Origin of the sequence: Niallia alba (genome assembly GCF_012933555.1) — a bacterium.
In the GTDB taxonomy this organism is placed as follows: Bacteria; Bacillota; Bacilli; order Bacillales; family Cytobacillaceae; genus Niallia; species Niallia alba.
Genome location: NZ_JABBPK010000001.1, coordinates 772,191 through 795,544, shown reverse-complemented (window position 1 = coordinate 795,544; position 23,354 = coordinate 772,191). Strand labels below are relative to the sequence as shown.

The following is a 23,354-nucleotide window of genomic DNA, read 5'->3' as shown; positions in this document are numbered from 1 at the left end:
CCTTCTTATTTAAAGCTCTTTGGATCCATTGCATCCCTTAAACCGTCTCCCATAAAATTAATGGATAAGACAGCAAGTAATATCATGACTCCAGGCGGAATCCATAACCAAGGCTGTGTTGCTAGTACAGTAATAGATTGAGCTTCGTTAAGCATATTGCCCCAGCTCGCTGTTGGAGGCTGAACCCCCATCCCTAGAAAGCTTAGAGATGCTTCCATAATAATGGCAGAAGCGATACCAAATGTAGCATTTACAAGAATTGGTGCAATACAATTAGGCAAAATATGCTGGAAGACAATTTTAGGTGTAGAATAACCTAAAGCGACACCAGCTTTCACGTAATCCATTTCTTTAATTGTTAATACACACCCTCTTACTAGTCTGGCAATCGACGGCCACCCAAGTAAACCTAATACTAAAATAACGTTAAATAGACTAGGTCCCATTATACTTACAAGCACTAAAATAACCATTAAATAAGGGAATGACATGAATACATCCGTAATACGCATGATTACCATGTCTACCCATTTTCCAAAGTATCCAGCAATTGCTCCGAGAATTGTACCGATGGCAACATAGATTGCTACTGCACCAACTCCTACCGACAAAGAAACTCTAGCAGCATATAATAATCGGCTAAACAAGTCTCTTCCCACTTCATCTGTACCAAGGATATTCTCTGCAGAAGGAGCAGCAGCAAATTCGCCATCAACAGAATACGGATTATGTGGCGCAATAACTGGAGCAAAGATTGCAATCAGAACCATTAATGAAAAAATAATCAGTCCAACGACGGCTAGCTTATGTTTAAAAAAGCGTTTTGTTATTAATTTTAGGTAGCTCTCTTCATTCCCTAGCTGCTCTTGAACAGGAATCACCACAGTATTAACTGGCAGTTCCGTATCCATTTTCACATTAGGAATACTCATATTCACTCCTCCTTAGTTATACTTTATTCGTGGATCCACAACGGCATATAAAATATCAGTAAGCAAGTTAGAGAATAATACTGCAAGTGCAGCGATAAAATTTATAGCCATTAAAGTAGGATAGTCACGTGATGAAATGGACTGAATCGTTAATTGCCCTAAACCAGGCCATTGAAAAATTTGTTCCGTTACGACGGCTCCTCCTATTAATACCGGAATCTCCATCCCGATAATTGTAATAATAGGAATAAGTGCATTTTTTAATCCGTGTTTATTCGTAACAATAAATTCCCTTAATCCTTTTGCTCTAGCAGTACGTAAATAATCCTGTCCAAGTACTTCTAGCATGCTGCTTCTAACATAACGCACGGTGCTTCCCGCAATCCCAGTCCCTAATATTGCTGCTGGCATGATGAGATGAAAGAATGTATCCATAAATCCACCATTGCTTCCTAATGTAAACATCCCACCTGTTGGTAAAATATTCAAAACGAGTGCAAATACGTAAATACTTCCTAATCCTAAGAAAAAATTAGGAATGGATACGCCTAAAAATGAAAAAGTGGTTGTTAAATAATCGATCCAAGAATATTGTTTAGTTGCACTTAAAATTCCAATTGGAATGGCAATAATATAAGCAATAATTAAGGCAGTGCTCATGAGGAGCAGCGTTGGTCCAACTCGATTTAACACTAAATCCAACACTGGTTCATACGTTGTATAGGAAAATCCAAAATCTCCTTGCAGAAGATTTCCAAGCCATCTAAAATACTGAATAAAGATAGGATCATTAAGCCCTAGCGCTTCCTTCTTTGCATCAATATCCGCCTGAGTAGTATCTGGATTAATGTACATATCCACAGGGTTACCAGGAGCTAGGTTAATAATTAAAAAATTAAATATAGTTACCCCTAACAACACTGGAATAGCAATTAATAGTCTCCTGATAATATATTGGAACAAGTGAATCTCCCTCCTTTAATTTAGTGGAAAATGACAGGCAACTGAATGATCTGTTGCAACTAATAGCGGCTCATTCTCCTTACAAATAGCTTGAACCATTGGACATCTAGTATGGAATCTACAGCCCTTTGGTGGATTTGCAGGACTTGGAACATCTCCTTCCACCACAATCCTCTCTCGATTGCGAAGATGAGGATTAGGAATTGGATAAGCACTTAATAACACTTTCGTGTAGGGATGTTTAGGATTTTTAAAAATTTCTTCAGTCTTTCCAATTTCCACAATTTTCCCTAAATACATAACAGCAATGCGATCACTAATATACTTAACCGCACCTAACCCATGGGCGATAAATAAATAGGTTAAATTAAATTCTTTTTGTAAATCCCTCAACAGATTTAATACTTGCGCTTGAATAGACACATCTAACGCTGATACTGGTTCATCACAAACAATTAATTTTGGATTTAGCATAAGGGCTCTTGCAATACCAACCCTTTGTCTTTGACCTCCAGAGAATTCATGAGGGTATCTACTTTTATGAAATTTAGTCAATCCTACTATTTCTAGCATTCGATCTACCTTTTTACTTGCTTCTTCTTTTGTAGCAAGTTGGTGAGCAATTAATGGTTCCGCCAATAAATCGCCGATTCGCTTTCGTGGATTAAGTGAAGAATAAGGATCTTGAAAGATGATTTGCATATCTGTCCGAATTTTTCTTAACTCCTTATTCTGAATCGTCGCCATATCTTTTCCTTCAAATAACACTTTCCCCTCTGTCGGTGGATCTAGTTTCACGATTGCTCTTCCTGTCGTAGACTTTCCACACCCTGACTCTCCAACAAGAGAAATCGTTTCGCCAGGATAAATCGAAAAATTCAGACCGTCTACCGCTTTTACATGGCCAACTGTTTTCGATAATATCCCTTTCTTAATCGGATAATATTTCTTTAAATTTTGAATTTCGACTAACGGGTTTAACTCTTTGAATATTCCGTCTTTTTTAACCGACATTTCTACACTCATACATGAACCTCCCTTTCTTCTTTGTACATGCCCTCTTGCTGATTTGTCTCATATAACCAACAACGAACCTTATGATCTGGTTTGTTGTCTAAACTAATATGGGGAGGCTTGTCAGAAATGCATTTTTCGGTGACATGGGGACAGCGAGTGTGAAATCTACAGCCTTTTGGCATTTGCTGCAAGGTTGGAACAGAGCCTGGAATGGAATATAATTTTTCTTGGGAATCATACTCTAAATGCGGGATAGAGTCGATTAGACCTTTCGTGTAGGGATGCTTGGGCTCATCAAAAAGAGTAAAGACATCTGCCTCTTCTACTACTTGTCCCGCATACATGACAATAACTTTATCCGCCATTTCTGCAATTACTCCTAAGTCATGAGTAATCATCATAATAGCTGTCTCGGACTCACTTTTTAAACTTTTCATTAATTCCAGAATTTGCGCTTGAATTGTTACATCTAATGCAGTTGTTGGCTCATCTGCAATTAACAGCTTAGGTTTACAAGAAAGAGCCATCGCTATCATTACTCTTTGACGCATTCCTCCAGAAAGCGCATGTGGATATTCATCAATAATCACTTCAGCTCTTGGAATCCCTACTTTTTTCAGCATTTCTACTGCATAGCTTTTGGCTTTCTTTGCGCTTAAACCCATATGTAAACGAATTAATTCCACCATTTGATTACCAATAGTAAAAACAGGGTTTAAAGAAGTCATCGGTTCTTGAAAAATCATTGATATTTCATTCCCTCTAACTTTGCGCATTTCAGCTTCCGTGAGTTTCGTTAATTCTTTTCCACTTAAATTAATCGATCCTTTTTTTATATAACCATGTTTTCCTAGTAATCTCATAATTGATAAGGAAGTAACACTCTTCCCACAGCCAGATTCTCCAACAATACCAATCGTTTCACCTGGCTGAAGATGAAAGGTAACCTCTTCTACCGAAACAACCTCCCCCTTATCAGTCCGAAAAGCCGTTTGCAATTTATCTACTTCTAAAATATACTGACCCATACTTCCCCTCCTATATGAAAAGCGTAAGCGCCTTGCTTATCAGCGTACAAACTGGTCGACTAACTACGCAAAAGAGGTGATTGAAAGTTTGCTAGCAGAAAGGCGCTTATCACCAGTATGAACACACTAGATTTTTTCGAGTTATATAGTAGAACTATTCACTAAAGCTGCTTTCTTTTCTGCATTCGTATAGTAATCTACCAAACTTAAAAATATTTTAGCTGTGTGCAGCATTGCTCTTTCATCAAAGGTAAATTTCGGATGATGATGAGGGTAAATCGCATCAATCTCTTCGCTTCTAGCCCCTACGGAAAAGAAACAGCCAGGGCGATTTTGGAGATAATAAGCAAAGTCTTCGCCACCCAATCCTGGCTTGTCTATTTTTTCAAGCTTACTTTCCGGCAGAACATCTATTAAACACTTTTCTAATATATTCGTTTCATCTGCAGTGTTTACTGTAGATGGATATCCTTTTAAATAACTAAATTCATAAGTTGCTTGGAATGCTTTACACACCCCACTGATTAGCTGCTCCATTTCCTCTTCTATCAATAAGCGAACATCTTCGTCGAATGTGCGGACTGTTCCAGTTAATTCAGCCGTATCTGCAATAACATTCCCTGCATTTCCTGCATGGAAGGAACCAATCGAAATAACTGCAGGCTTCTGTGGATTAATCCTTCTACTTACAATATGTTTTAATTGATTAGCAATTTGTGCACCCACTGCAACAGCATCAATCGTTTGATGAGGGGAAGCACCGTGCCCGCCTTTTCCTTGGATTTTCAAGTCAAAGGAGTCACTCGCAGCTGAAACAGGCCCTGTCCCGTACAGAACGCTCCCCAACTCAGTGCCCGAAGCCAAATGTGCTCCATATACGACATCGACTCCGTCTAAACAACCGTCTTCAATCATTGCAATGGCTCCACCTGGCGGCAGTTCTTCAGCATGTTGATGTAACAGCACCACATTCCCAGCTAAATTCTCCGCATTCTCTTGGAGCACCTTTGCGACTGCTAATAAAGTAGCTGTATGTCCATCATGTCCACATGCATGCATAACGCCTGGCACTTTCGATTTAAATTCGACATTTTTTTCATCCTGAATAGGCAGTGCATCAAAGTCAGCTCGTAAAGCAATTGTTTTACCTGGCTTGGCACCGTAGATTTTGCCGACTACTCCATTTCCACCGACATTTCTTCTTACTTCGATTCCAAAGCTTTCTAATAAATCACCGATCATTTTACTTGTGTTTATTTCTTGAAAAGATAGCTCAGGATTTTCGTGTAAATATCGTCTCCACTCTACCATTTGGTCATACATTGACTCGATTTCTTTGTACCATGTTTCTAACATATTATTCGCTCCCATCCCATTAATTTTGAAAATGCCATTTTTCTTACAAAACTGGTTCAGCAAGATTTTCTTTTACTTGTAACGATACATAATTATCGACAATGCTCAAGAATGCTTTTCCCGCATAAATCATTGCTCTTTCATCAAAATCAAACATTGGATGATGGTGAGGATAAGCTTTTCCCTGTGCTACCTTTGCTCCTGTATGAAAAAACATTCCAGGCTTTTCGAGTAAATAATAGGAGAAATCCTCCGCTCCCATAATTGGCACAGAACGCACTAACATGTCCTTATCTAGTGTATCTTCAATTACCTTTTCAAAAACCTCTACTTCTTCCTCATGATTATAAACAGCAGGATAGCCCTTAATATAATTAATCTCACATGTAGCTTGCATACTTTCACACATTTCGTTGGCCATTAATTTTATTTCTTCTTCCATAAATAAACGTAAATCTGTATCCAGCGTTCTTACAGTTCCAGTCATCACCGCTTTATCGGCTATAACGTTTTTAGCATTTCCACCATGGAAGGATCCAACAGACAATACAACTGGGTTTAATGGGTCCACACGCCTGCTAGCGATATATTGCAACTGGCTAACTAACGCAGTACCAATAGCTATCGCATCTACTGTTTCATGAGGAGCAGAGCCATGTCCGCCCTTTCCTTTAATCGTAATTTCAAAAGCATCTGCTGCTGCTTGAGAATATCCTGGTTTATAATAATATTTCCCTAATTCATTTAGAGAAGAAAGATGAGCACCATAAACGACATCTACATCTTTTAAACAATCATCTTCAATCATCGCTTTTGCTCCACCTGGAGACAACTCTTCAGCATGCTGATGAAGTAAGACAATATTCCCTGCAATACTTTCCCTATTATCTTGAAGGACTTTAGCCACTGCTAATAAAGTAGCTGTATGCCCATCATGCCCACATGCATGCATTACACCTGGTACCTTCGATTTATACGGTGCATCCTTTCCATCCTGGATTGGCAATGCATCAAAATCAGCTCTTAATGCAATTGTTTTACCAGGTTTTCCACCATAAATCTTCCCAACAACTCCTCTACCACCAACATTTCTCCTTACCTCAATACCGAATCCTTCTAAAATTTCAGCAATCATCCTTGGTGTTTCCACCTCTTGGAAAGATAGTTCCGGATACTGATGAAAATGTCTTCTCCATTCAACCATTTGATCAAACATCTCGGCTAATTCACTATGCCATTTTTTTAACATACTACCCCTCCTAATAAATTTGCATATAAATAAGGAATACTTCTTGGGAAGTTAAGAAAAAAAGCTGCTTTCACTATATCCCTTAGTTGTAATTTCTTTTATAGTAACGGTAATTTTCAGCAATGTATAATAAGTATTTTTAATCATCAAAATATTCAGAATAAATTACGTTGCTAATACTTTTTCGATAAATCAAGATATATATTGATTGTTATCGTTTACAAATCTATTTTTCCTGTCTTCAAAAATGCTTCCTTCTTCCTGCTAAAAAAACGTGAAACTCCTCTAACAAGTGGAGTTTCACGTTTTTGCAGTTTGTCGACAAAAAGATTTTTAGAAACTTACATTGAATTTTCATGCGTTGCTTGGAGTGGAAGGGGTGAGACTCCTGTGGGATTAGCGAGACAGTCTGAGACCCTGCAGGCTAAAAGCCGAAGCGGCTCAGCGCGAGCCCCACGGAAAGCGAACCCCTGGAGCGGAAAGTCAACATCCCTATTCAAAGGGACTAATAAATATACTATAGACAAACCTCTATATCTAAAATTCAGGAGTTTGTCTACAGTCTGAAAAAACATGAAACTCCTCTAACAAGTGGAGTTTCACGTTTTTGTTGGTATATTCTATAAGACCTTACCTAAAAAGGAGATTGTTCGCTCCTCCTTAGGACTTATAAATAACTCTATTGGCGCATTTTCTTCGACAATATATCCTCCATCCATGAAAATAACACGGTCGCCAACCTCTCTTGCAAACCCCATTTCATGGGTTACAACAATCATTGTCATTCCTTCCTTTGCAAGATTCTTCATAACCTCTAATACCTCTCCTACCATTTCTGGATCAAGCGCAGATGTTGGCTCATCAAATAACATAATACTTGGTTCCATAGCGAGAGCTCTCGCTATAGCAACACGCTGTTTTTGCCCACCAGAAAGCGAATCTGGATATACATTTGCTTTATCCTCTAATCCTACTTTCTTCAATAATTCTAATGCTTTTTTCTGAGCGTTTTCTTTCGAAATTTTCTTCACCTTCATTGGTGAAAGCATAATATTTTGAAGAACTGTTTTATGTGGAAATAAATTAAACTGCTGAAAAACCATCCCCACATCTTTTCGTACTTCATTAATATTTGTGGACTTATCAATGATATTCTTTCCTTTAATATGAATCGTCCCGTCTGTAATACTTTCTAATAAATTGATGCATCGCAAAAAGGTAGACTTACCTGACCCAGAAGGACCAATAATCACGACTACTTCCTGTGGATGAATAGTTACACTAATATCTTTTAAGACTTCATTAGAACCAAAAGACTTTTTTAATTTATCAACAACAATCATTCTGTTTTCAACCTTCTTTCCAAACGAGTTAAGAAGAAGCTTAATGTTAATGTTAACACGAGATAGATTACAGCTACCGTTAAATAAGGCTCCCAAACTCGGTTATATTGCCCCATCATTAGTCTTGCATAATACATCAATTCTGGAGCAGCAATAACAGCTGCTAAAGAAGAATCTTTAATTAACACGACAAATTCATTACCAAGGGGCGGAATCATTCGTTTAAAGGACTGTGGTAGAATAATATACCGCATGGACTGTACATGTGTCATTCCTAAAGATCTTCCAGCTTCCATCTGACCACGGTCAATAGACTCTATCCCCGCTCGGAAAATCTCTGCAATATACGCAGCAGCATTTAGCGATAATGCAACAATGGCGGCTATCATCGCATTTGTTGTATTTAAAAATAACGGGATAAAGCCAAAGTGAATAATTAAGATTTGTACAAAAAGAGGAGTACCACGAAAAACAGCAATGTAGCAGTGAAAAGGAAAAGCAATCCATTGATTTTTTGCTATTTTTCCAAGACCAATTAATAATCCTAAAATCGTCCCAAACACAATCGCATATAAGGATAATTGAATGGTTACTAATATACCTTTTTTAAATAAGTCTGCATATTCCAAAATAATCGTAAAATTAAAATCCATAACCTCGCCTCCAAACAACAATATGACTGACACTTGTTAGAAAACTGCCTCTTTTCTCGAAAAAAGAGCACCCAGAAGGGACATTCCCTCACTAAGATACAATCTGGAAGAAAAATTGTGCTCCCTCATTGTCAAAGCGGGTAATGCCCATTTGAGTACCCTTCCTCATATGCGATATTCTCTATTGTTGTGCTTTTAAATTATCAATGTCAGGCTCTTGGCCAAACCATTTTTGATAAATTTCTGTATATTTTCCATTATCTAAAATAGCATTAAGACCTTTGCTTAAATCGTCTACAATGTCACTATCTTTTGGAAACATGAAGCCATAGTATTCTGATTCAAATCCTTCTTTATCCTCAATTACCGTAAAGTTATCTTGCGGATTATTTTTAGCATAAGCCTCTAGTACTGCATTATCTGCCACTACAGCATCTGCGCCTTTGTTTTTCATTTCTAAAATAGCCAAATTATTATTTTCGAACTTTTTTACTTGTTTATTGCCATTTCCTAAAAGTGCATCGACTGCATCTGCACCTGTTGTCCCAGATTGAACTGCAACTGTCTTATCAGCTAAATCAGCAGCTTTTTCAATATCTGTACCTTCTGGCGCTAAAATTTTATTGGTGCTTTCAAAATACGGAACAGAGAAATCATAGGACTTAAGACGGTCATCATTTATCGTAATCGCTGATAAACCAACATCTGCTGTGTCATTTTCTAATTCTGCAAATACTGGATCCCAACCAACATTGACAATTTCAAAATCATAGCCAGCTTCTTCCGCTGCTGCAGTAAAAACATCTACATCAAAGCCGATAATCTTGTCTTTATCCATGTATTCAAATGGTGCATAAGCCGCGTCTGTAACTACTCTCAGTTTCTTTTTGCCATCTCCATCACTATTTGCTTTTTCAGAACTTGTCCCACAAGCTGCTAAAACAAGAAAAATGGACATAAATAAAGCAAATAACATTCCTTTTTTCTTCAAATTTAAATCCCCCTCTTTTGATGTAAAATTCTACATTTATACAATATAGAATTTTCTAACAATATAAGATAAAAAAAAATTTCTGCTTACTATCTTCTATTAAAGCTTCTAACTTTTGTAATGCATTTATTATAACTTTTTGTTTATTTATATACAAGAAAACTTTTTAAAATTTCTTAACATTCTAATTATTGACACAAACCATAAAAAAAGAAGTTTATTTTCCTAACTCTTATTAGAAAATGAACTTCTCTTTTATTTATAAATTGTTGAAATAATTCTTACTGAAAAAACTCTTCATAAAGTGCTTTAACTGCTTTTTTAACAACCGTTTCTTTTACACCAAACATCATGCTTACTTCAGATGATCCTTGATTAATCATTTCGATATTTACACCTGCTTCGGCAAGTGCTTTGGATGCTCGGGCATTTGTGCCAATATTACGTCGCATTCCTTCTCCTACGAGCATTATAAGTGCCAAATCATGTTCAACTTTTATTTCTTCTACCTGCAGTTCTTCTGAAATTCTTGCCAAAATCTCTTGTTCACTTTTTCCTGTCAATTGATGTTGACGGAAAACGATTGTTAAATCATCAATTCCAGACGGCATATGTTCATAAGAAATATGATATTCCTCTAAAATCGAGAGAACTTTCCTAGCAAAGCCTACTTCTCGATTCATTAAGTATTTACTAATATAAATGGAACAAAATCCTTTATCGTTGGCAATACCAATTACCGGTCCATTGGTATTATTTCTAGAAGCAACAATTCTTGTTCCTGGTGCAGAGGGATTATTTGTGTTTCTTACTTGAACAGGAATCCCTGCACGGTATGCTGGAATTAAGGCTTCGGCATGGAATACAGAGAATCCAGCATAAGATAATTCACGCATCTCGCGATAAGTTAACTCCTTAATTTCCTTTGGCTGCTTAACAACGGAAGGATTAACGGAGTAAACAGCATCTACATCAGTAAAGTTTTCATATAAATCTGCTTTTACACCATTAGCGAGAATCGCTCCAGTAATATCTGATCCACTTCTGGAAAAAGTAACTACATCGCCCGCTTCGCTGTACCCAAAAAACCCTGGAAATACGATTATTCGCTTCTCTTCTCTTAAGGAATATAATCGGTCATAGGATCCAGGAAGCACTTGAGCATTTCCAGGATCATCACTTACTATTAAACCTGCCTCTTTGGGACTAACGTATATTGCCTCCAATCCTCTGGCTTTAAAAAAATGCGCGACTAATTTAGCATTATTATCTTCTCCACTTGCCTTCATTGCTTCCATAAATGAATCTTTATTAGAAGAAGTAGTTATTAAATCTAATAAGTCGTTTTTAATATTTGTTATAATATCACTCGATAAGTCCAATTCTTTGGCTATACTAGCATACCGTTCTAATACTCCCTCTAAATAAGGAGAAGGTCCGCTTCCTTTTAATACCGCTTTCGCACATTGTATTAATAAATCAGTAACCTTCGTATCAGAATCATACCTTTTTCCAGGAGCAGATACGACGACTACCCTTCTTTCCTTATCTGTCTTTACTATTTGCAACACTTTTTCCAATTGATTTCCTGTAGCTAAAGAACTACCCCCAAATTTGACAACCTTCATTTCGACAACTCCCACTAATCATTAAATAGTAATAATTTTCAAAATTGTTTACTATTGTTATTATCACTATTCCATAATAAATAATCAAGTGCTTTCCTTTCTAAAAATACATTTGTTTTCTCAGAAAGAACAACATGTGATTTATTTTGATAAAAGTAACTTTATCTTCATGTGGTAATTAATGTTAATCTAACTTTTTATAAATAGCTACAAACGTTTAGAATAAAGACTTTTATAGAAAAATCAACACCTATTTAGATTTGACTGTTAGAAAAGAACACTCCAAAATGCTTTCTTTTATGTAAATTTTACGTTAAACTAATATTTAGTTAATCGAAACTTATTGTGTAATCTCTAACAATCTCCTCATCCCTCCTTTTGCCTTCTCTATCCATACTAGATGGAGGAGACCTTAAACAATTTCTACTATATTAGAAAGAAGTGTTTTACAAAATGGAAAACCAAAAATATTCAAAACGAAATTTAGGAATCATGTGGTTTGCCAACTTTTTTATAAGTGCCTGCATGACCATGGTTCTCCCCTTTTTATCGCTTTATATTGATTCATTTGGTCAATATTCATCAGAATTTGTGCAACATTGGTCAGGGCTTTGTTTTTCTGTCACCTTTGTAGCAGCTTTCTTATTTTCACCCATATGGGGAAAAATTGGCGATAAATTTGGCAGAAAAACGATCCTGATTATTTTAGCAATCGGTTTAGGTATTTCGATATTTCTTATGAGCTTTGCCAATTCCGTATGGGAAGTCTTTATTCTTCGCTTTTTCACTGGATTTTTCACAGGATTTATTCCCATGTCACAAGCGTTTATTTCCACTCAAACTCCCAAAAAAGTTGCTGGTAAAGTATTAGGAACATTACAGACAGGAAGTATTACGGGAGCATTGATTGGCCCATTACTTGGAGGAGTTTTAGCAGATAGCTTTGGCTATGCAGCGACTTTCCGATTTACTTCTCTTGCAATCTTTATATCTGCAATTCTAGTATTTACTACAAAAGAGTTTGTTCTACCTGTTCAAAAGGGTACAAAAAGCAGCTATACAAGTAAAGAAGTATTGGCCTATATTCTTAAAAATCCCGTATTCATTACCGTGCTTCTTATCTCAGCCTTTATTCAAATTGCCCATTTCAGCATCCAGCCTATTCTGTCTTTATATGTCAGTGAACTGCATGGTCCCGAGAATATCGCGTTTTTCGCCGGCTTAGCTTTCTCAGCTGCAGGGTTAGGTAACTTACTTATGGCAAGAAAATGGGGAGAAATGGGGGATCGGTCTGGTCACCTGAAAGTACTTGTTATTCTCTTATTTATTGCTGGGATTATTTATTTCCCTGGTGGTTTTGTTAACCAATACTGGCAGCTATTGATTATCCGCTTTATTCTCGGTGTAGCAATTGGGGGAATGGTTCCTGTACGGGTTGCCTATATACGGCAAGAAGTTCCCATTGCCATGCAAGGAGAAGTAATGGGATATGAAACAAGCCTTCGTTTTCTCGGTAATATTATTGGTCCTGCCCTTGGTGGAGTAATCGCAGGTAACTTCGGTTTCTCCATGGTATTCTTTTCAACCAGTATTCTCTTATTAGCAAGTGGTATCTTCCTATTTTCAATGATGCACCGTCATCCTAAATTATCTAAACAATCGATTTCTTAACGAGAAATTATAGTGTAAATCGTAACATCTCCCTCCTTTATGATGTATAATTAAAGAGTAAAAATGATTGTCATCAAAAGGAGGCTAACTATGGCTAAATCAACGGCAAGAAAGAAACGAGAAAAAGTATTGCGAGAAAATGGGTTCGATACAACCATGCGAAGAGGAACGTGGGGAACCATCGTCCCAATTACGAAAAAAACAAAAACAAAGCAGGAAAGATTAACACGAAAAGAAAAAAAATATAAACAAAACCATTCTTCTGGATATGATGAGAATGGTTTTTATTTTTGGCTGTTTTCTAAAAGATTGTTGTTTTTTCAATAGGAGAAAAGAATAAGTTGGAAAAATGGAGCAGCTGATGGTTAGTTGAACAATCGAACCTTTCCGGACAGTAAGACTCCCACCTATCTTCTTCTTGAGGAGGGAGTCTTACTGTCCGTTAAAAGTGGAATAATCAGAAATATCCCTCCCTACTATCCTCATAGTAAGACATTGCCTAAACTTTTACGTCCTTATATAATATAGGCAATTACTAATTTGCGATAAAGGGGATTGACCGTGGAAAGTATTAAAGTAGAAGAACAAGAAGAGCTGCACACCCTCTCCTATTTAGATGGAGTGAAAGACTGTATTCCAACATTGCTTGGCTATATTAGCATTGGTCTCGCAATGGGAGTAGTCGGCGTATCATCCGGTTTATCTATCCTGCATGTTTTCCTGCTTGCCACATTTGTTTATGCAGGGGCTTCCCAGTTTATTATTTGTGCGATGATTGCAACATCAAGTCCAATTAGCGCTATTATTCTTACAACATTTATTGTAAATTTGCGCCACTTGTTGTTAAGCTCAGCACTAGCACCTAAATTCACACAATATTCTATACAGAAAAACATTGGCATTGGAAGTCTTGTAACAGATGAATCATTTGGAGTAGCTATTACCAAAATAGCCAGAAAAGAGCCAATTAATGATCGATGGATGAACGGCCTAAATCTTACTGCCTACCTTGTTTGGATTGCAGCTTGTACAGTCGGAGGGTATATTGGAGGCTGGTTCCCCGATCCTGAACAATTCGGATTGGATTATGCTTTGCCAGCTATGTTTATTGCTTTATTGATTTTGCAATTACAAACAATTGAACCTACTAAACTGAAACACTATTTATTGTTAATCACGTTGATGATTATCTGCATGCTTACTTTCTCTACTTTTTTATCAAGCAGCTTAAGTGTCATTCTTTCAACAATCATTGTTGCTACAATTGGGGTGGTGACAGATAAATGATTAGCAATACTAGTTTTTTTCTTTTATTGATTGGTTGTACACTTGTAACGTTTATTCCGAGAGTAATCCCATTTTTAGTTGCACGCAATTTTACTATTTCCGCATCTGTGGAAAAGTGGCTTTCCTATCTTCCTGTATGCATTTTTACCGGTTTAATCGTAGAAAGTCTTTTAGAAACTGGCGGAAGCAATAGTATTAGCATTAATTGGGAAGCACTTCTTGCAACGATTCCTACGATTATTGTCGCTTTTCTTAGTAAAAGTTTATTAACTACTGTATTATTCGGAGTTGTATGTATGGCTGTTGTGAGATTGGTATTGTAGCTATTTTGTAAAATGAGGCTGGGACATAAGTATTCCAGCCAAGGATAATTCCGAACAATTATACGAAGATGCTAATGAATGTTCCGTATAATTGTTCGGGCTTTTATTTGTTTTTCAAAGGATGTTTCCATGAAGTTTGGTGCGATTCCCCGCAGCCGGAATACACTTCGCTTTCCATGGGGCTCGCGCTGAGCCGCTTCGGCCTGTGGCCTGCAGGGTCTCAGACTGTCTCGCTAATCCCATAGGAGTCTTCGTGTATTCCGGCTGCTCTGTTTTTCCAACTAATTATATTTCCTCTTGTAAAAAGTATGCGAAAGCAGCCGCTATTTACTAGCTATATTAGAAATTGTTCGTCTTTACAGAGTATCTATTTAGTTATGTCCCATCCTCTTTTTATTTTGATGAACGCTCTTTTTTTTTTTTCTGGCTCCTTCCTTATCAACTTTCATCTTGTTTATGAACACCACTTGACTCTCTTGCTCCTCCTTTTTTGGCTTTCATCCACCTTATGAACACCACTTTTCTCTCTTGCTCCCCCTTTTTCGGCTTTCATCCACCTTATGAACTCCACTTTTCTCTCTTGCTCCTCCTTTTTCGGCTTTCATCCACCTTATGAACACCACTTTTCTCTCTTGCTCCTCCTTTTTCGGCTTTCATCCACCTTATGAACACCACTTTTCTTTCTTGCTCCTCCTTTTTTGGCTTTCATCCACCTTATGAACACCACTTTTCTTTCTTCCCCCTCCTTTTTTGGCTTTCATCCACCATATGAACAATCCTCACTACCTAATAAAATGGATAACTTTACCAAAAACCTCCATAACCTGACAAGAAACCATCCAAATCAATAAAAATTAACAAATTTATTGTACTTTCGTTTCCTTTCTATGAAGTTTATAATAAAATATTGGTTATATTATTGATATAATCATACTAAGATCGTTTGGATATTTTCCTTATAGACGAATGGCTAGGCATAATACTAAATTCTAAAAGTATTCATACATATTAGAAAGGTGGCTATAATCTTGGAGATTGGCTCTAATTTTATAAAAAACATCATGAAAGAAGATCTAGAAACAGGAAAGCATGATACCGTCATTACCCGCTTTCCTCCAGAACCAAATGGATATTTGCACATTGGTCACGCTAAGTCGATTTTTATTAATTTTGGACTAGCAGATGAATTTGGAGGTAAAACTAACTTACGCTTTGACGATACAAATCCTTTAAAAGAGGACATTGAATATGTAAACTCTATTAAAGAAGATGTTGAATGGCTCGGATACGAATGGGAAAATCTTCTTTTTGCTTCTGACTATTTTGAAGAAATGTACAACCGTGCAGTTCTGTTAATAAAAAAAGGACTAGCTTATGTAGATGATTTATCTGCTGATGAAATTCGCGAATACCGTGGCACATTAACAGAGCCTGGAAAAGAAAGCCCTTATCGCACTCGTTCGATTGAAGAAAATCTTCAATTATTTGAAGCAATGCGCAATGGCGAATTCGGAAATGGGGAAAAGGTTCTTCGTGCAAAAATTGATATGGCTTCTCCTAATATTAACTTAAGAGATCCCGTTATCTACCGTATTGCACATGCAACTCATCATAATACAGGAGATCAATGGTGTATTTATCCAATGTACGCATTTGCTCATCCATTAGAGGATGCAATGGAAGGAGTAACACATTCTCTTTGTACAACAGAGTTTGAAGACCAACGTCCACTCTATGATTGGGTTGTACGTGAATGTGAGATGGAAAGCACCCCACAACAAATCGAATTTGGCCGTTTAAATATTACCAATACCGTAATGAGTAAACGTAAATTAAAGCTCCTTGTAGATGAAAAATATGTAGATGGTTGGGATGATCCACGTATGCCTACTATCTCTGGTTTAAGAAGAAAAGGGGTAACACCTGAAGCTATCCGTAATTTCTGTATGGAATTAGGAATCTCAAAAGGCTCTGGAGCAGTTGACTCTGCAATGCTTGATCACTTTGTTCGTGAAGATTTAAAGTTAAAGGCTCCTCGTACAATGGGTGTTCTAAATCCGTTAAAAGTAGTCATTACTAACTATCCAGAAGGTCAAGTGGAAATGTTAGATGCTGAAATCAATCCAGAAAACCCAGAGATGGGTATTAGACAAATTCCATTCTCTCGTGAGATTTATATTGAACAAGAAGACTTTATGGAGAATCCTCCGAAAAAGTACTTCCGCCTATTTCCTGGTAATGAAGTACGTTTAAAGCATGCTTACTTTATTAAGTGTGAAGAAATTATAAAAGATGAAGAAGGAAATGTAATCGAGTTACACTGTACGTATGATAAAGAAACGAAAAGTGGATCTGGATTTACAGGCAGAAAAGTAAAAGGAACATTGCACTGGGTAGAAGCATCTCAAGCGATACCTGCCGAGTTCCGCTTATTCGAACCACTTATTACAGACGAAAATGAAGAAATGGAAGAAGGTAAAACTTTCTTGGATTATGTAAATCCAAATTCTCTTGAAGTGATTCAAGGCTTCATTGAGCCAAATATGAAGGATGTTAAACCACAAGATAAATTCCAATTCTTCCGTCATGGATATTTTAATGTGGATCCAAAATATACAACTCCTGAAAAGCCAGTATTTAACCGCATCGTTTCCTTGAAAAGTTCATTTAAACTGTAATAATTTACACCAGTAGGACAACAAGAAAGGGAGCAGAGTAATCGATATATCGACTATTCTGCTCCCTTTTTTTATTGCCTTACATCCATGTCGTCACTGGCTTTGATGTATTGGCAAGCCAATCGTACTGTAGTAAGCGTAATTCAAATAATTTCAATGGGTCATGGAACATTTCTGGGTTATTCTTTAATCGTTCTAATAAATCCTTGTATTCTTCAATATCCTTTGTTTTTTCTTCTGCAAATTGCTCTAGTGTTACTTTTGGACGGATAAAGAACATTCTAATATCATTTTCCAATCCTTTTTCATAGAAATCAAAATGCTGTAAAACAGCTGTCGAAACAGATGATGCTACTTCAGAAAAATCCTCTGTTTCAAGGTATTTTTGATATCTAGACTGAAGCATTTTATTATTTTGTTGAATCGCACCAAGCAGCTTTCCAGCACTCTTTAAAAATACTTGTGATGCATTAAAACGATTGAAAATATTTAATGGCTCGATCCGAAGTCCGCTTGATAATCGGCGTGCATCTCTTTTCCAATCTTCTATAATCACAAAGTCACAGGATAGCTCTAAAGGATGCTCTTTGTAAATTCCATTAAATCCTTCACTTAGCTCATGAAGAAATAGTTGGCCATCTTCTAATTGTTTATGAGAGGCTTGAATCCACTCCTCAATGCTACGATGAATGCGTGGTGATAATGTATCATTAATATACTGATTTACACGTTTATTCATCTCTTCATTAAGAGAAACATGCATCTTACTATAATCACTATCTTCTTTTACAAAGTCTTTACAGCTTTTTAAAATAGCTGGAATCTCGTTCTTAATGGCCTCTTGTGTTTCCTTTTTTATTTCATCAAACTGCTTTGTAATTAATTCACTTTTAGCAGCTTCCATATCGATCAGTTGATTTTTAGCTCCAGTCAGCTTACTAACCATTTCCTCATATAGTCGAAGAGACGCCTTTAAACTATCTTCCATATCCAAGCGTTTATCCAATAGATTGGTAATTAAATCTTGAATAATAGAAATACAGCTTTGCAGTCGTTCTTCGTTCATATTTCTGCCTGTAAAATGGTTTTGATAGTAACGACTAACTTCATCTAATTGAACTTCTCTATCCTCTTGCTTGGAATAAATAAAGATTTTGCTATCTGGAAAATAATGCTGAATAGCAGACGTTGCCTTCTGCAAACGTTTTGCTGCTACTTTTTCATTATCGAGATCATCGATATAAATTAAAAATTGAAGCGTTAAAAATGGTGATTTTTCCTTCCATTGCTTTAACTGTTCATATTCATTATAAGAAAAAACGGATCGTTCATTAATAACAAATAAGAGACTATCAGCAAGCATTGCATAATCTGCATAAGACGCATTTTCAACAAAAGGAGCAGTTGTCACTGTCCATCTATTTTGGTTTAAATAATGTGAAGGAGTGTCTAATTGAAATACTCTCGGACTTTCTTGTTGAACTAGTAGTTCCTTATAGAAATTTGTGAGTGTATCAATTGATTTTAAACCAGCATTAGTTACTTCGTTAATTTCAAGATAATCGTTATCTTTTACCGTTAGAATTGCATTTGCATCTTCCGCTAGAATGGTTTCGCCTACAAGCTCATTAATATATGCATTCACTCCACTGCCAGCTGAGCCCACCATTAATAATTGATAATGATCCGTTGGCAGAAAATCTTGTACCTTTTGAGTAAACTTTTTATCAAGTGGAATATCATGTTTCTCAGCCCACGTGATAATAGATTCAAATAAATTCATAAATTGCTGGAATGATACATTCGTTTCAGTTGTTTCATTAATTACCATCTCTGCTTTCGCTACAACAGAATGTTCAATCGACTGTTTAAACATTTCATTCCAAGCTAAAACTGCAGATCCTGCTTCTACAACCTGTTGTCCAGTTGAAGATAAGAAATAATTAGCTAAAAGCGCTGGGACGATTTCTTGCACTTCTTTAATAGAATAATTGCCACTAATTAAATGAGCATACGCTCTTTGCAAAATATGCGCTAATCCTTCTTCCGCTTCACTAGGCGCTGGTTCATAGATGCTATTGAATACAGTTACCCATGTTAGATAGTGGGGGGTATCTTGATAGTTTTTCCATAATGATATGGCTAATCTTTCAAAAGTAGCAAAATCTATCTCTTGCAGATTTTTCAAACTTTCCATAAAGTACGCAGGCTCAAACTGCTGGACAACACCTAAATTGCTATAATGAATCAAGGCATCATACCATTTCAATCCATCTGTTCTTTTTCCTTCGTTAACAGCAAGTTCGACTGCCTTTTCCCAATTTTGCTGCTCCTCATAATAGGATTTTGCAATAGTTGGTATATTGGCATAATCCGGATTAGTAGCAACTAGATTATTGATAATTCCTAAAGCCATTTCATGATTCCCTTTTTGGAAATATAAAGAAAACAGCTGAAGAGATATTTCTGTTTGTAAAAGCTCTGAATCTGTTACGATTGATTTATAAAAGCTTTCAGCAGTAGAATATTCCTCTAATTCCAAATAAGCATCTGCAAGATTTTTTTTTGCCCATGGTTCTAATTCATTACTAATGTTTTCCCATTTAAAAATAGCTGCTTCATAGTCATGGTATTGAAAATATAATTCGCCTTGTGCAAAGCGGATGGAAGTTAAATCAGGAACATTCTTTCTTTGTTCTGCTATATATAATTGTCCTAAAACCTCAATTGGCGACTCATCTCTATCTTTTAAATATCCTTCATAATACGTCTTTTCAATTAATTTTTTTTCTAATGTCATAACTTCCCCCTGCTATTCATTTAGAGTGTTTTTTTGCCATTTCTAAATAATATATTTATGCTCAACTATCATCATTATGTCTTATGTAGGGCTATCCTTCATTGTAGCAAACTAGATTATTTCATGGATTTCGAAACTGATTCAATCTCTTTACAATATAATAACAGTCAAGTGATCCTTCAAAAATGTTAGGTATTCCTACCTGTTTTTCTTGTTTAAGTTAAGTTTTCACAATAGGAATGCAGAATGTTCACTCTTGTATAATGACACTATTATCTTTAGATTACTGATTATTATTCCCTTCCTCTAGTGCCAATCGTACCTTTCTTCCCTGTTTTTTCCGCTTCTTTATTTATCCGAAAAAAAAAGTTTCTTGCATCTTAAGACCTATCTCAAAATCTTTCTCTGGATCTTTATTGGATATAAACGGAATATGAAAAAAAGAAAATGATCAACCATTGGAGAGCTGGTGACCATTTTCTTATTAAACTTATGGAGTTGTACCATTCACAGCATTTGAATCAGGATGGATAATGTCACCAAGCCCATTATCATCTCCGCTTCCGTCCCATCCCCCAGGATTAGGAGTCGGATTAACTGTAACAGATGTAGACACCGCTTCACTAGAACCTATTTCATTTGTGGCAGTTACCGTAATAATATACGTTTGTCCAGGCTGAGGCCCCATCAATGTGGCTTGTAGTTCTGACGTCGGTGCTAAGGTTTGCGGGATTCCGTTAACCGTAAAAGAAACAATGTATTGGATATTTTCACCTTCCTTACTAGGTTGCCAATGAATCAAAATGCTATTTGATGCTTGATCATAAGTTGCTTGTAGATTACTTGGACTGTTTGGTGCTTTAGCTTGTTCCTCAACTGTGATGGAAGTTGAAGCTATATCACTTTTTACACCTTCTACAATTGCCACAACTGTAAAGGCATATTCTTTTCCCTTTTCAGGATTTGGAAGGACGACGCTTTTATCCTTTGTAGATGTTAAGTTTGTTGTTTTTCCATCTACTGTATAAGAAACTTCAAAGCTTGTTTCAAAACCACTAAAAGGAGAGTGATTCCATGATAATTGAATTTGATTTGCTTCTTCATCATAAATGGCGCCAAAATCGGTTGGTGTCGCAGGTTTTGGTGGTTGTGGTTTCTCTCCACCCTTTACGTAATACTCCATTCCCACTTTCCCAACACTGTCCGGTTGCTTAAATCGATCTTGACTTGTCGCCGCCTTCGACATTATCGCTTTGAAAACGAGTAAGGACAGGTCGTCCGTTGTGCTATTTAAATAGTCACTCGAAGATGTCGTTTTATCAAACCCAGTCCATACGGCTCCAGTATATTGTGGAGTATACCCTACAAACCACGCATCCCTTACAGCATTTTTTGGTAAGCTATATTTTGTAACGGTTTGTTCATCAAAGTTCGTCGTTCCGGTTTTTCCAGCAAGGTCTATACTAGAAATATTCGCTTTCGCTCCTGTACCTGAATGGACTACTGACCGTAACATATCGGTTACTAAGAAAGCTGTATAATCTGCCATTACTTTTTTCTCAGCCGGTGTTAATTTCTCAACACGCCCATCTGAATAGACAATTTTTGTTACGGTATGGGGTTCCCTATAGTAACCACCATTACCGAAAGCAGAGTAGGCACCGGCCATCACAAGTGGAGAAGCCGCATCTATTCCACCAATGGAGTTTGCCTCATTTCCTTTTTGTTCATCTGAAATCGGGAAGCCTAGACTTCTAGCAAATTCAGTTGCAGCATCTACGCCAACTTCTTGAAACGTTTTTAATGCTGGTATATTACGTGACCAAACAAGGTGATCTCGAATCGTCTTACTTCCTGCATAGGTACGACTTGCATTTCGTATCAGCGTCCCATCGCTGTAATGATATTCTTCATCTTTTATCATGTGCCCTGTTGACCATTTGAATTTTTCAATGGCAGGTCCATAGTCAAGTATCGGTTTAATCGTCGAACCAGGCTGACGTTTCATCATAGTGGCATAATTATAGGAATTAATTTGAAAATTTCTCCCACCACCAATGGCTTTAATTTCTCCTGTTTGTGTATCGGTAATTACTACAGCTGTTTGAAGCTTCTCATTATCTGGAAAGCTTACATAATCACTGGTTGACAGTACATCTTCTGTTAATTGTTGTATGTCCGGATCGATAGTTGTATAAATTTCTAATCCATCTTCAAAAATATTCGCATTTGTCTTTTCTTGTACCTCCTTTAAAACACTATTCATAAATGCCTCATATTTATTTGCTTTCGGCTTCTGAATGTTTAACGTCTCTTCGATGGGGATACTTTGTGCTTCTGTCATTTCTGATTTGGAAATATAACCATGTCTATTCATATAGTTAAGAACCATATTTCTTCGTGTTTCTGCCCGTTCAAGATTGTCTTCAACGGTTGGCATGTATCGATTCGGACTTTGTGGAATTCCCGCTAATAGCGCAGCTTGTTCAAGTGTTAATTGATCTAATTCGTCCAAATTCAGCCCAAAGAAACGCTCAGATGCTTTTGCTACTCCATATACATCGCCACCGTATAGGTTTTTGTTGAAATACATTTCTAGAATTTGTTCTTTAGTGAAGCGGCGTTCTAATTGAATTGCCAAGTACCATTCCTGGATTTTTCTTGTTGGTGTTTGCTCAATCGATAGAAAGGAATTTTTCACCAGCTGCTGGGTAATAGTACTTCCACCACCACTTTCTAGCGATCTTGTCGTAATGACTTTAAAGATTGCAACCAATGTTCGTTTTACATCGATTCCATGATGCTTGTAGAAACGAGCATCCTCGGTTGCTAAAACAGCATCCTTTAATACCTCTGGAATTTGTTCAATTCCGATATCATCACGTTTTTCTGCCCCTACCTCGGCGATGACTGTTTTTCCATCACTAGCAAATAAGCTAGAGGATAAAGGGTTTTTTAATAATGTTTCATCAAACTTCGGAGCATCTTTAATAATCAAGATAATTGCTCCCACTCCAATCAAAAAGAGCACAATCCCAACGATAAGGCTAAAATATAAGAACTTTTTCCAAAATCTTTTCTTTGGTTTCTGATTCTTTGATGAACGTTGTTCTTCTTGTATTTTTTTCCTTCGCTCAACGCGAGAATGATTATTTTCAGTCATTCGAGTAACTGCTAATGAAATATAAAGTGAAACTTCCATCAGTGGGTTTTTCCTTCATCCCCCACTGATGGTTAGTTGAACCAATCGGACCTTTACGGACAGTTGATTTCCCCCCTATCTTCCTCGTATACTCATATGCTTGAGTGGGAGACTTACTGTCCGTTAAGAGTGGGATAAACTAATCGATTTTGTCTATATTCACTTTCTTAATAGCAGGTTTTTCACCTCATTTTCCAATTTTTTTATGATTTAGTAGCGAGAATAGGCTCCAT

Annotated in this window: 17 protein-coding genes; 5 read left to right on the top strand and 12 right to left on the bottom strand. The window is 36.8% G+C overall.

What is annotated here, in order from left to right:
• Window positions 1-5 precede the first annotated feature (5 nt).
• From opp4C to HHU08_RS03930, 10 genes are all read right to left on the bottom strand, one after another.
• Entirely contained in the window at window positions 6-932 is a 927-nt protein-coding gene (gene opp4C, locus HHU08_RS03975; RefSeq protein ID WP_016202259.1) for an oligopeptide ABC transporter permease, read from the bottom strand.
• 12 nt (window positions 933-944) lie between these two features.
• Window positions 945-1,895 carry an ABC transporter permease gene (locus HHU08_RS03970; RefSeq protein WP_016202258.1) on the bottom strand — a complete coding sequence of 317 codons (951 nt, stop codon included), beginning with the start codon at window positions 1,893-1,895 and terminating at the stop codon, window positions 945-947.
• Window positions 1,896-1,910: 15 nt separating this feature from the next.
• Window positions 1,911-2,921, bottom strand: a complete 1,011-nt coding sequence (locus HHU08_RS03965; protein WP_205835569.1) for an ABC transporter ATP-binding protein — start codon at window positions 2,919-2,921, stop codon at window positions 1,911-1,913.
• On the bottom strand, window positions 2,918-3,940 hold the full coding sequence (locus HHU08_RS03960) for an ABC transporter ATP-binding protein (RefSeq protein WP_016202256.1): 1,023 nt from the start codon (window positions 3,938-3,940) through the stop codon (window positions 2,918-2,920). The genes HHU08_RS03965 and HHU08_RS03960 overlap by 4 nt, the downstream gene beginning before the upstream one ends.
• Before the next feature lie 141 nt (window positions 3,941-4,081).
• Window positions 4,082-5,296, bottom strand: a complete 1,215-nt coding sequence (locus HHU08_RS03955) for a M20 family metallopeptidase (RefSeq protein WP_169187847.1) — start codon at window positions 5,294-5,296, stop codon at window positions 4,082-4,084.
• Between the two features lie 43 nt (window positions 5,297-5,339).
• On the bottom strand, window positions 5,340-6,545 hold the full coding sequence (locus HHU08_RS03950; RefSeq protein WP_169187846.1) for an amidohydrolase: 1,206 nt from the start codon (window positions 6,543-6,545) through the stop codon (window positions 5,340-5,342).
• A 620-nt stretch (window positions 6,546-7,165) separates the two neighbouring features.
• Entirely contained in the window at window positions 7,166-7,888 is a 723-nt protein-coding gene (locus tag HHU08_RS03945) for an amino acid ABC transporter ATP-binding protein (protein WP_169187845.1), read from the bottom strand.
• Window positions 7,885-8,541 carry an amino acid ABC transporter permease gene (locus HHU08_RS03940; RefSeq protein WP_169187844.1) on the bottom strand — a complete coding sequence of 219 codons (657 nt, stop codon included), beginning with the start codon at window positions 8,539-8,541 and terminating at the stop codon, window positions 7,885-7,887. Before HHU08_RS03940 ends, HHU08_RS03945 begins: the two co-directional genes overlap by 4 nt.
• A gap of 181 nt (window positions 8,542-8,722) precedes the next feature.
• Window positions 8,723-9,532, bottom strand: coding sequence for a basic amino acid ABC transporter substrate-binding protein (locus HHU08_RS03935; RefSeq protein ID WP_224428041.1), 810 nt, complete (start codon window positions 9,530-9,532; stop codon window positions 8,723-8,725).
• 281 nt (window positions 9,533-9,813) lie between these two features.
• Window positions 9,814-11,160: an aspartate kinase gene (locus tag HHU08_RS03930; protein ID WP_169187843.1), complete on the bottom strand. Its 1,347-nt coding sequence runs from the start codon at window positions 11,158-11,160 to the stop codon at window positions 9,814-9,816.
• Window positions 11,161-11,613: 453 nt separating this feature from the next.
• On the opposite strand from HHU08_RS03930, the gene HHU08_RS03925 reads away from it, so the two are divergent.
• The 5 genes from HHU08_RS03925 (at window position 11,614) to HHU08_RS03905 (ending at window position 17,119) form a co-directional block, all read left to right on the top strand.
• Window positions 11,614-12,831: an MFS transporter gene (locus HHU08_RS03925; protein WP_016202249.1), complete on the top strand. Its 1,218-nt coding sequence runs from the start codon at window positions 11,614-11,616 to the stop codon at window positions 12,829-12,831.
• 90 nt (window positions 12,832-12,921) lie between these two features.
• The gene (locus HHU08_RS03920) at window positions 12,922-13,158 is read left to right on the top strand and encodes a hypothetical protein (protein ID WP_016202248.1); all 237 of its coding nucleotides are present in this window, start codon (window positions 12,922-12,924) and stop codon (window positions 13,156-13,158) included.
• A 234-nt stretch (window positions 13,159-13,392) separates the two neighbouring features.
• Complete coding sequence (locus tag HHU08_RS03915; RefSeq protein ID WP_016202247.1) at window positions 13,393-14,118, top strand: AzlC family ABC transporter permease; 726 nt, start codon at window positions 13,393-13,395, stop codon at window positions 14,116-14,118.
• Entirely contained in the window at window positions 14,115-14,441 is a 327-nt protein-coding gene (locus HHU08_RS03910) for an AzlD domain-containing protein (RefSeq protein WP_016202246.1), read from the top strand. The genes HHU08_RS03915 and HHU08_RS03910 overlap by 4 nt, the downstream gene beginning before the upstream one ends.
• A 1,028-nt stretch (window positions 14,442-15,469) precedes the next feature.
• Window positions 15,470-17,119: a glutamine--tRNA ligase/YqeY domain fusion protein gene (locus tag HHU08_RS03905; protein WP_169187842.1), complete on the top strand. Its 1,650-nt coding sequence runs from the start codon at window positions 15,470-15,472 to the stop codon at window positions 17,117-17,119.
• 79 nt (window positions 17,120-17,198) lie between these two features.
• Here the strand turns inward: HHU08_RS03905 and HHU08_RS03900 are convergent, their stop codons facing one another.
• Together HHU08_RS03900 and HHU08_RS03895 are read right to left on the bottom strand one after the other, a co-directional pair.
• Window positions 17,199-19,919 carry a tetratricopeptide repeat protein gene (locus HHU08_RS03900; protein WP_169187841.1) on the bottom strand — a complete coding sequence of 907 codons (2,721 nt, stop codon included), beginning with the start codon at window positions 19,917-19,919 and terminating at the stop codon, window positions 17,199-17,201.
• Window positions 19,920-20,409: 490 nt separating this feature from the next.
• Window positions 20,410-23,121 (bottom strand): PBP1A family penicillin-binding protein, encoded by a 2,712-nt coding sequence (locus HHU08_RS03895; RefSeq protein ID WP_169187840.1) that lies wholly within the window; start codon window positions 23,119-23,121, stop codon window positions 20,410-20,412.
• Between the last annotated feature and the right edge of the window lie 233 nt (window positions 23,122-23,354).

Excerpts from the sequence above, each read along its gene's own strand:
- HHU08_RS03920 (WP_016202248.1), top strand. The coding sequence starts at position 12,922 with ATGGCTAAATCAACGGCAAGAAAGAAACGAGAAAAAGTATTGCGAGAA.
- HHU08_RS03945 (WP_169187845.1), bottom strand. The coding sequence starts at position 7,888 with ATGATTGTTGTTGATAAATTAAAAAAGTCTTTTGGTTCTAATGAAGTC.
- HHU08_RS03960 (WP_016202256.1), bottom strand. The coding sequence starts at position 3,940 with ATGGGTCAGTATATTTTAGAAGTAGATAAATTGCAAACGGCTTTTCGG.
- HHU08_RS03895 (WP_169187840.1), bottom strand. The coding sequence starts at position 23,121 with ATGGAAGTTTCACTTTATATTTCATTAGCAGTTACTCGAATGACTGAA.
- HHU08_RS03925 (WP_016202249.1), top strand. The coding sequence starts at position 11,614 with ATGGAAAACCAAAAATATTCAAAACGAAATTTAGGAATCATGTGGTTT.
- opp4C (WP_016202259.1), bottom strand. The coding sequence starts at position 932 with ATGAGTATTCCTAATGTGAAAATGGATACGGAACTGCCAGTTAATACT.
- HHU08_RS03950 (WP_169187846.1), bottom strand. The coding sequence starts at position 6,545 with ATGTTAAAAAAATGGCATAGTGAATTAGCCGAGATGTTTGATCAAATG.
- HHU08_RS03955 (WP_169187847.1), bottom strand. The coding sequence starts at position 5,296 with ATGTTAGAAACATGGTACAAAGAAATCGAGTCAATGTATGACCAAATG.
- HHU08_RS03940 (WP_169187844.1), bottom strand. The coding sequence starts at position 8,541 with ATGGATTTTAATTTTACGATTATTTTGGAATATGCAGACTTATTTAAA.
- HHU08_RS03910 (WP_016202246.1), top strand. The coding sequence starts at position 14,115 with ATGATTAGCAATACTAGTTTTTTTCTTTTATTGATTGGTTGTACACTT.
- HHU08_RS03965 (WP_205835569.1), bottom strand. The coding sequence starts at position 2,921 with ATGAGTGTAGAAATGTCGGTTAAAAAAGACGGAATATTCAAAGAGTTA.
- HHU08_RS03900 (WP_169187841.1), bottom strand. The coding sequence starts at position 19,919 with ATGACATTAGAAAAAAAATTAATTGAAAAGACGTATTATGAAGGATAT.
- HHU08_RS03930 (WP_169187843.1), bottom strand. The coding sequence starts at position 11,160 with ATGAAGGTTGTCAAATTTGGGGGTAGTTCTTTAGCTACAGGAAATCAA.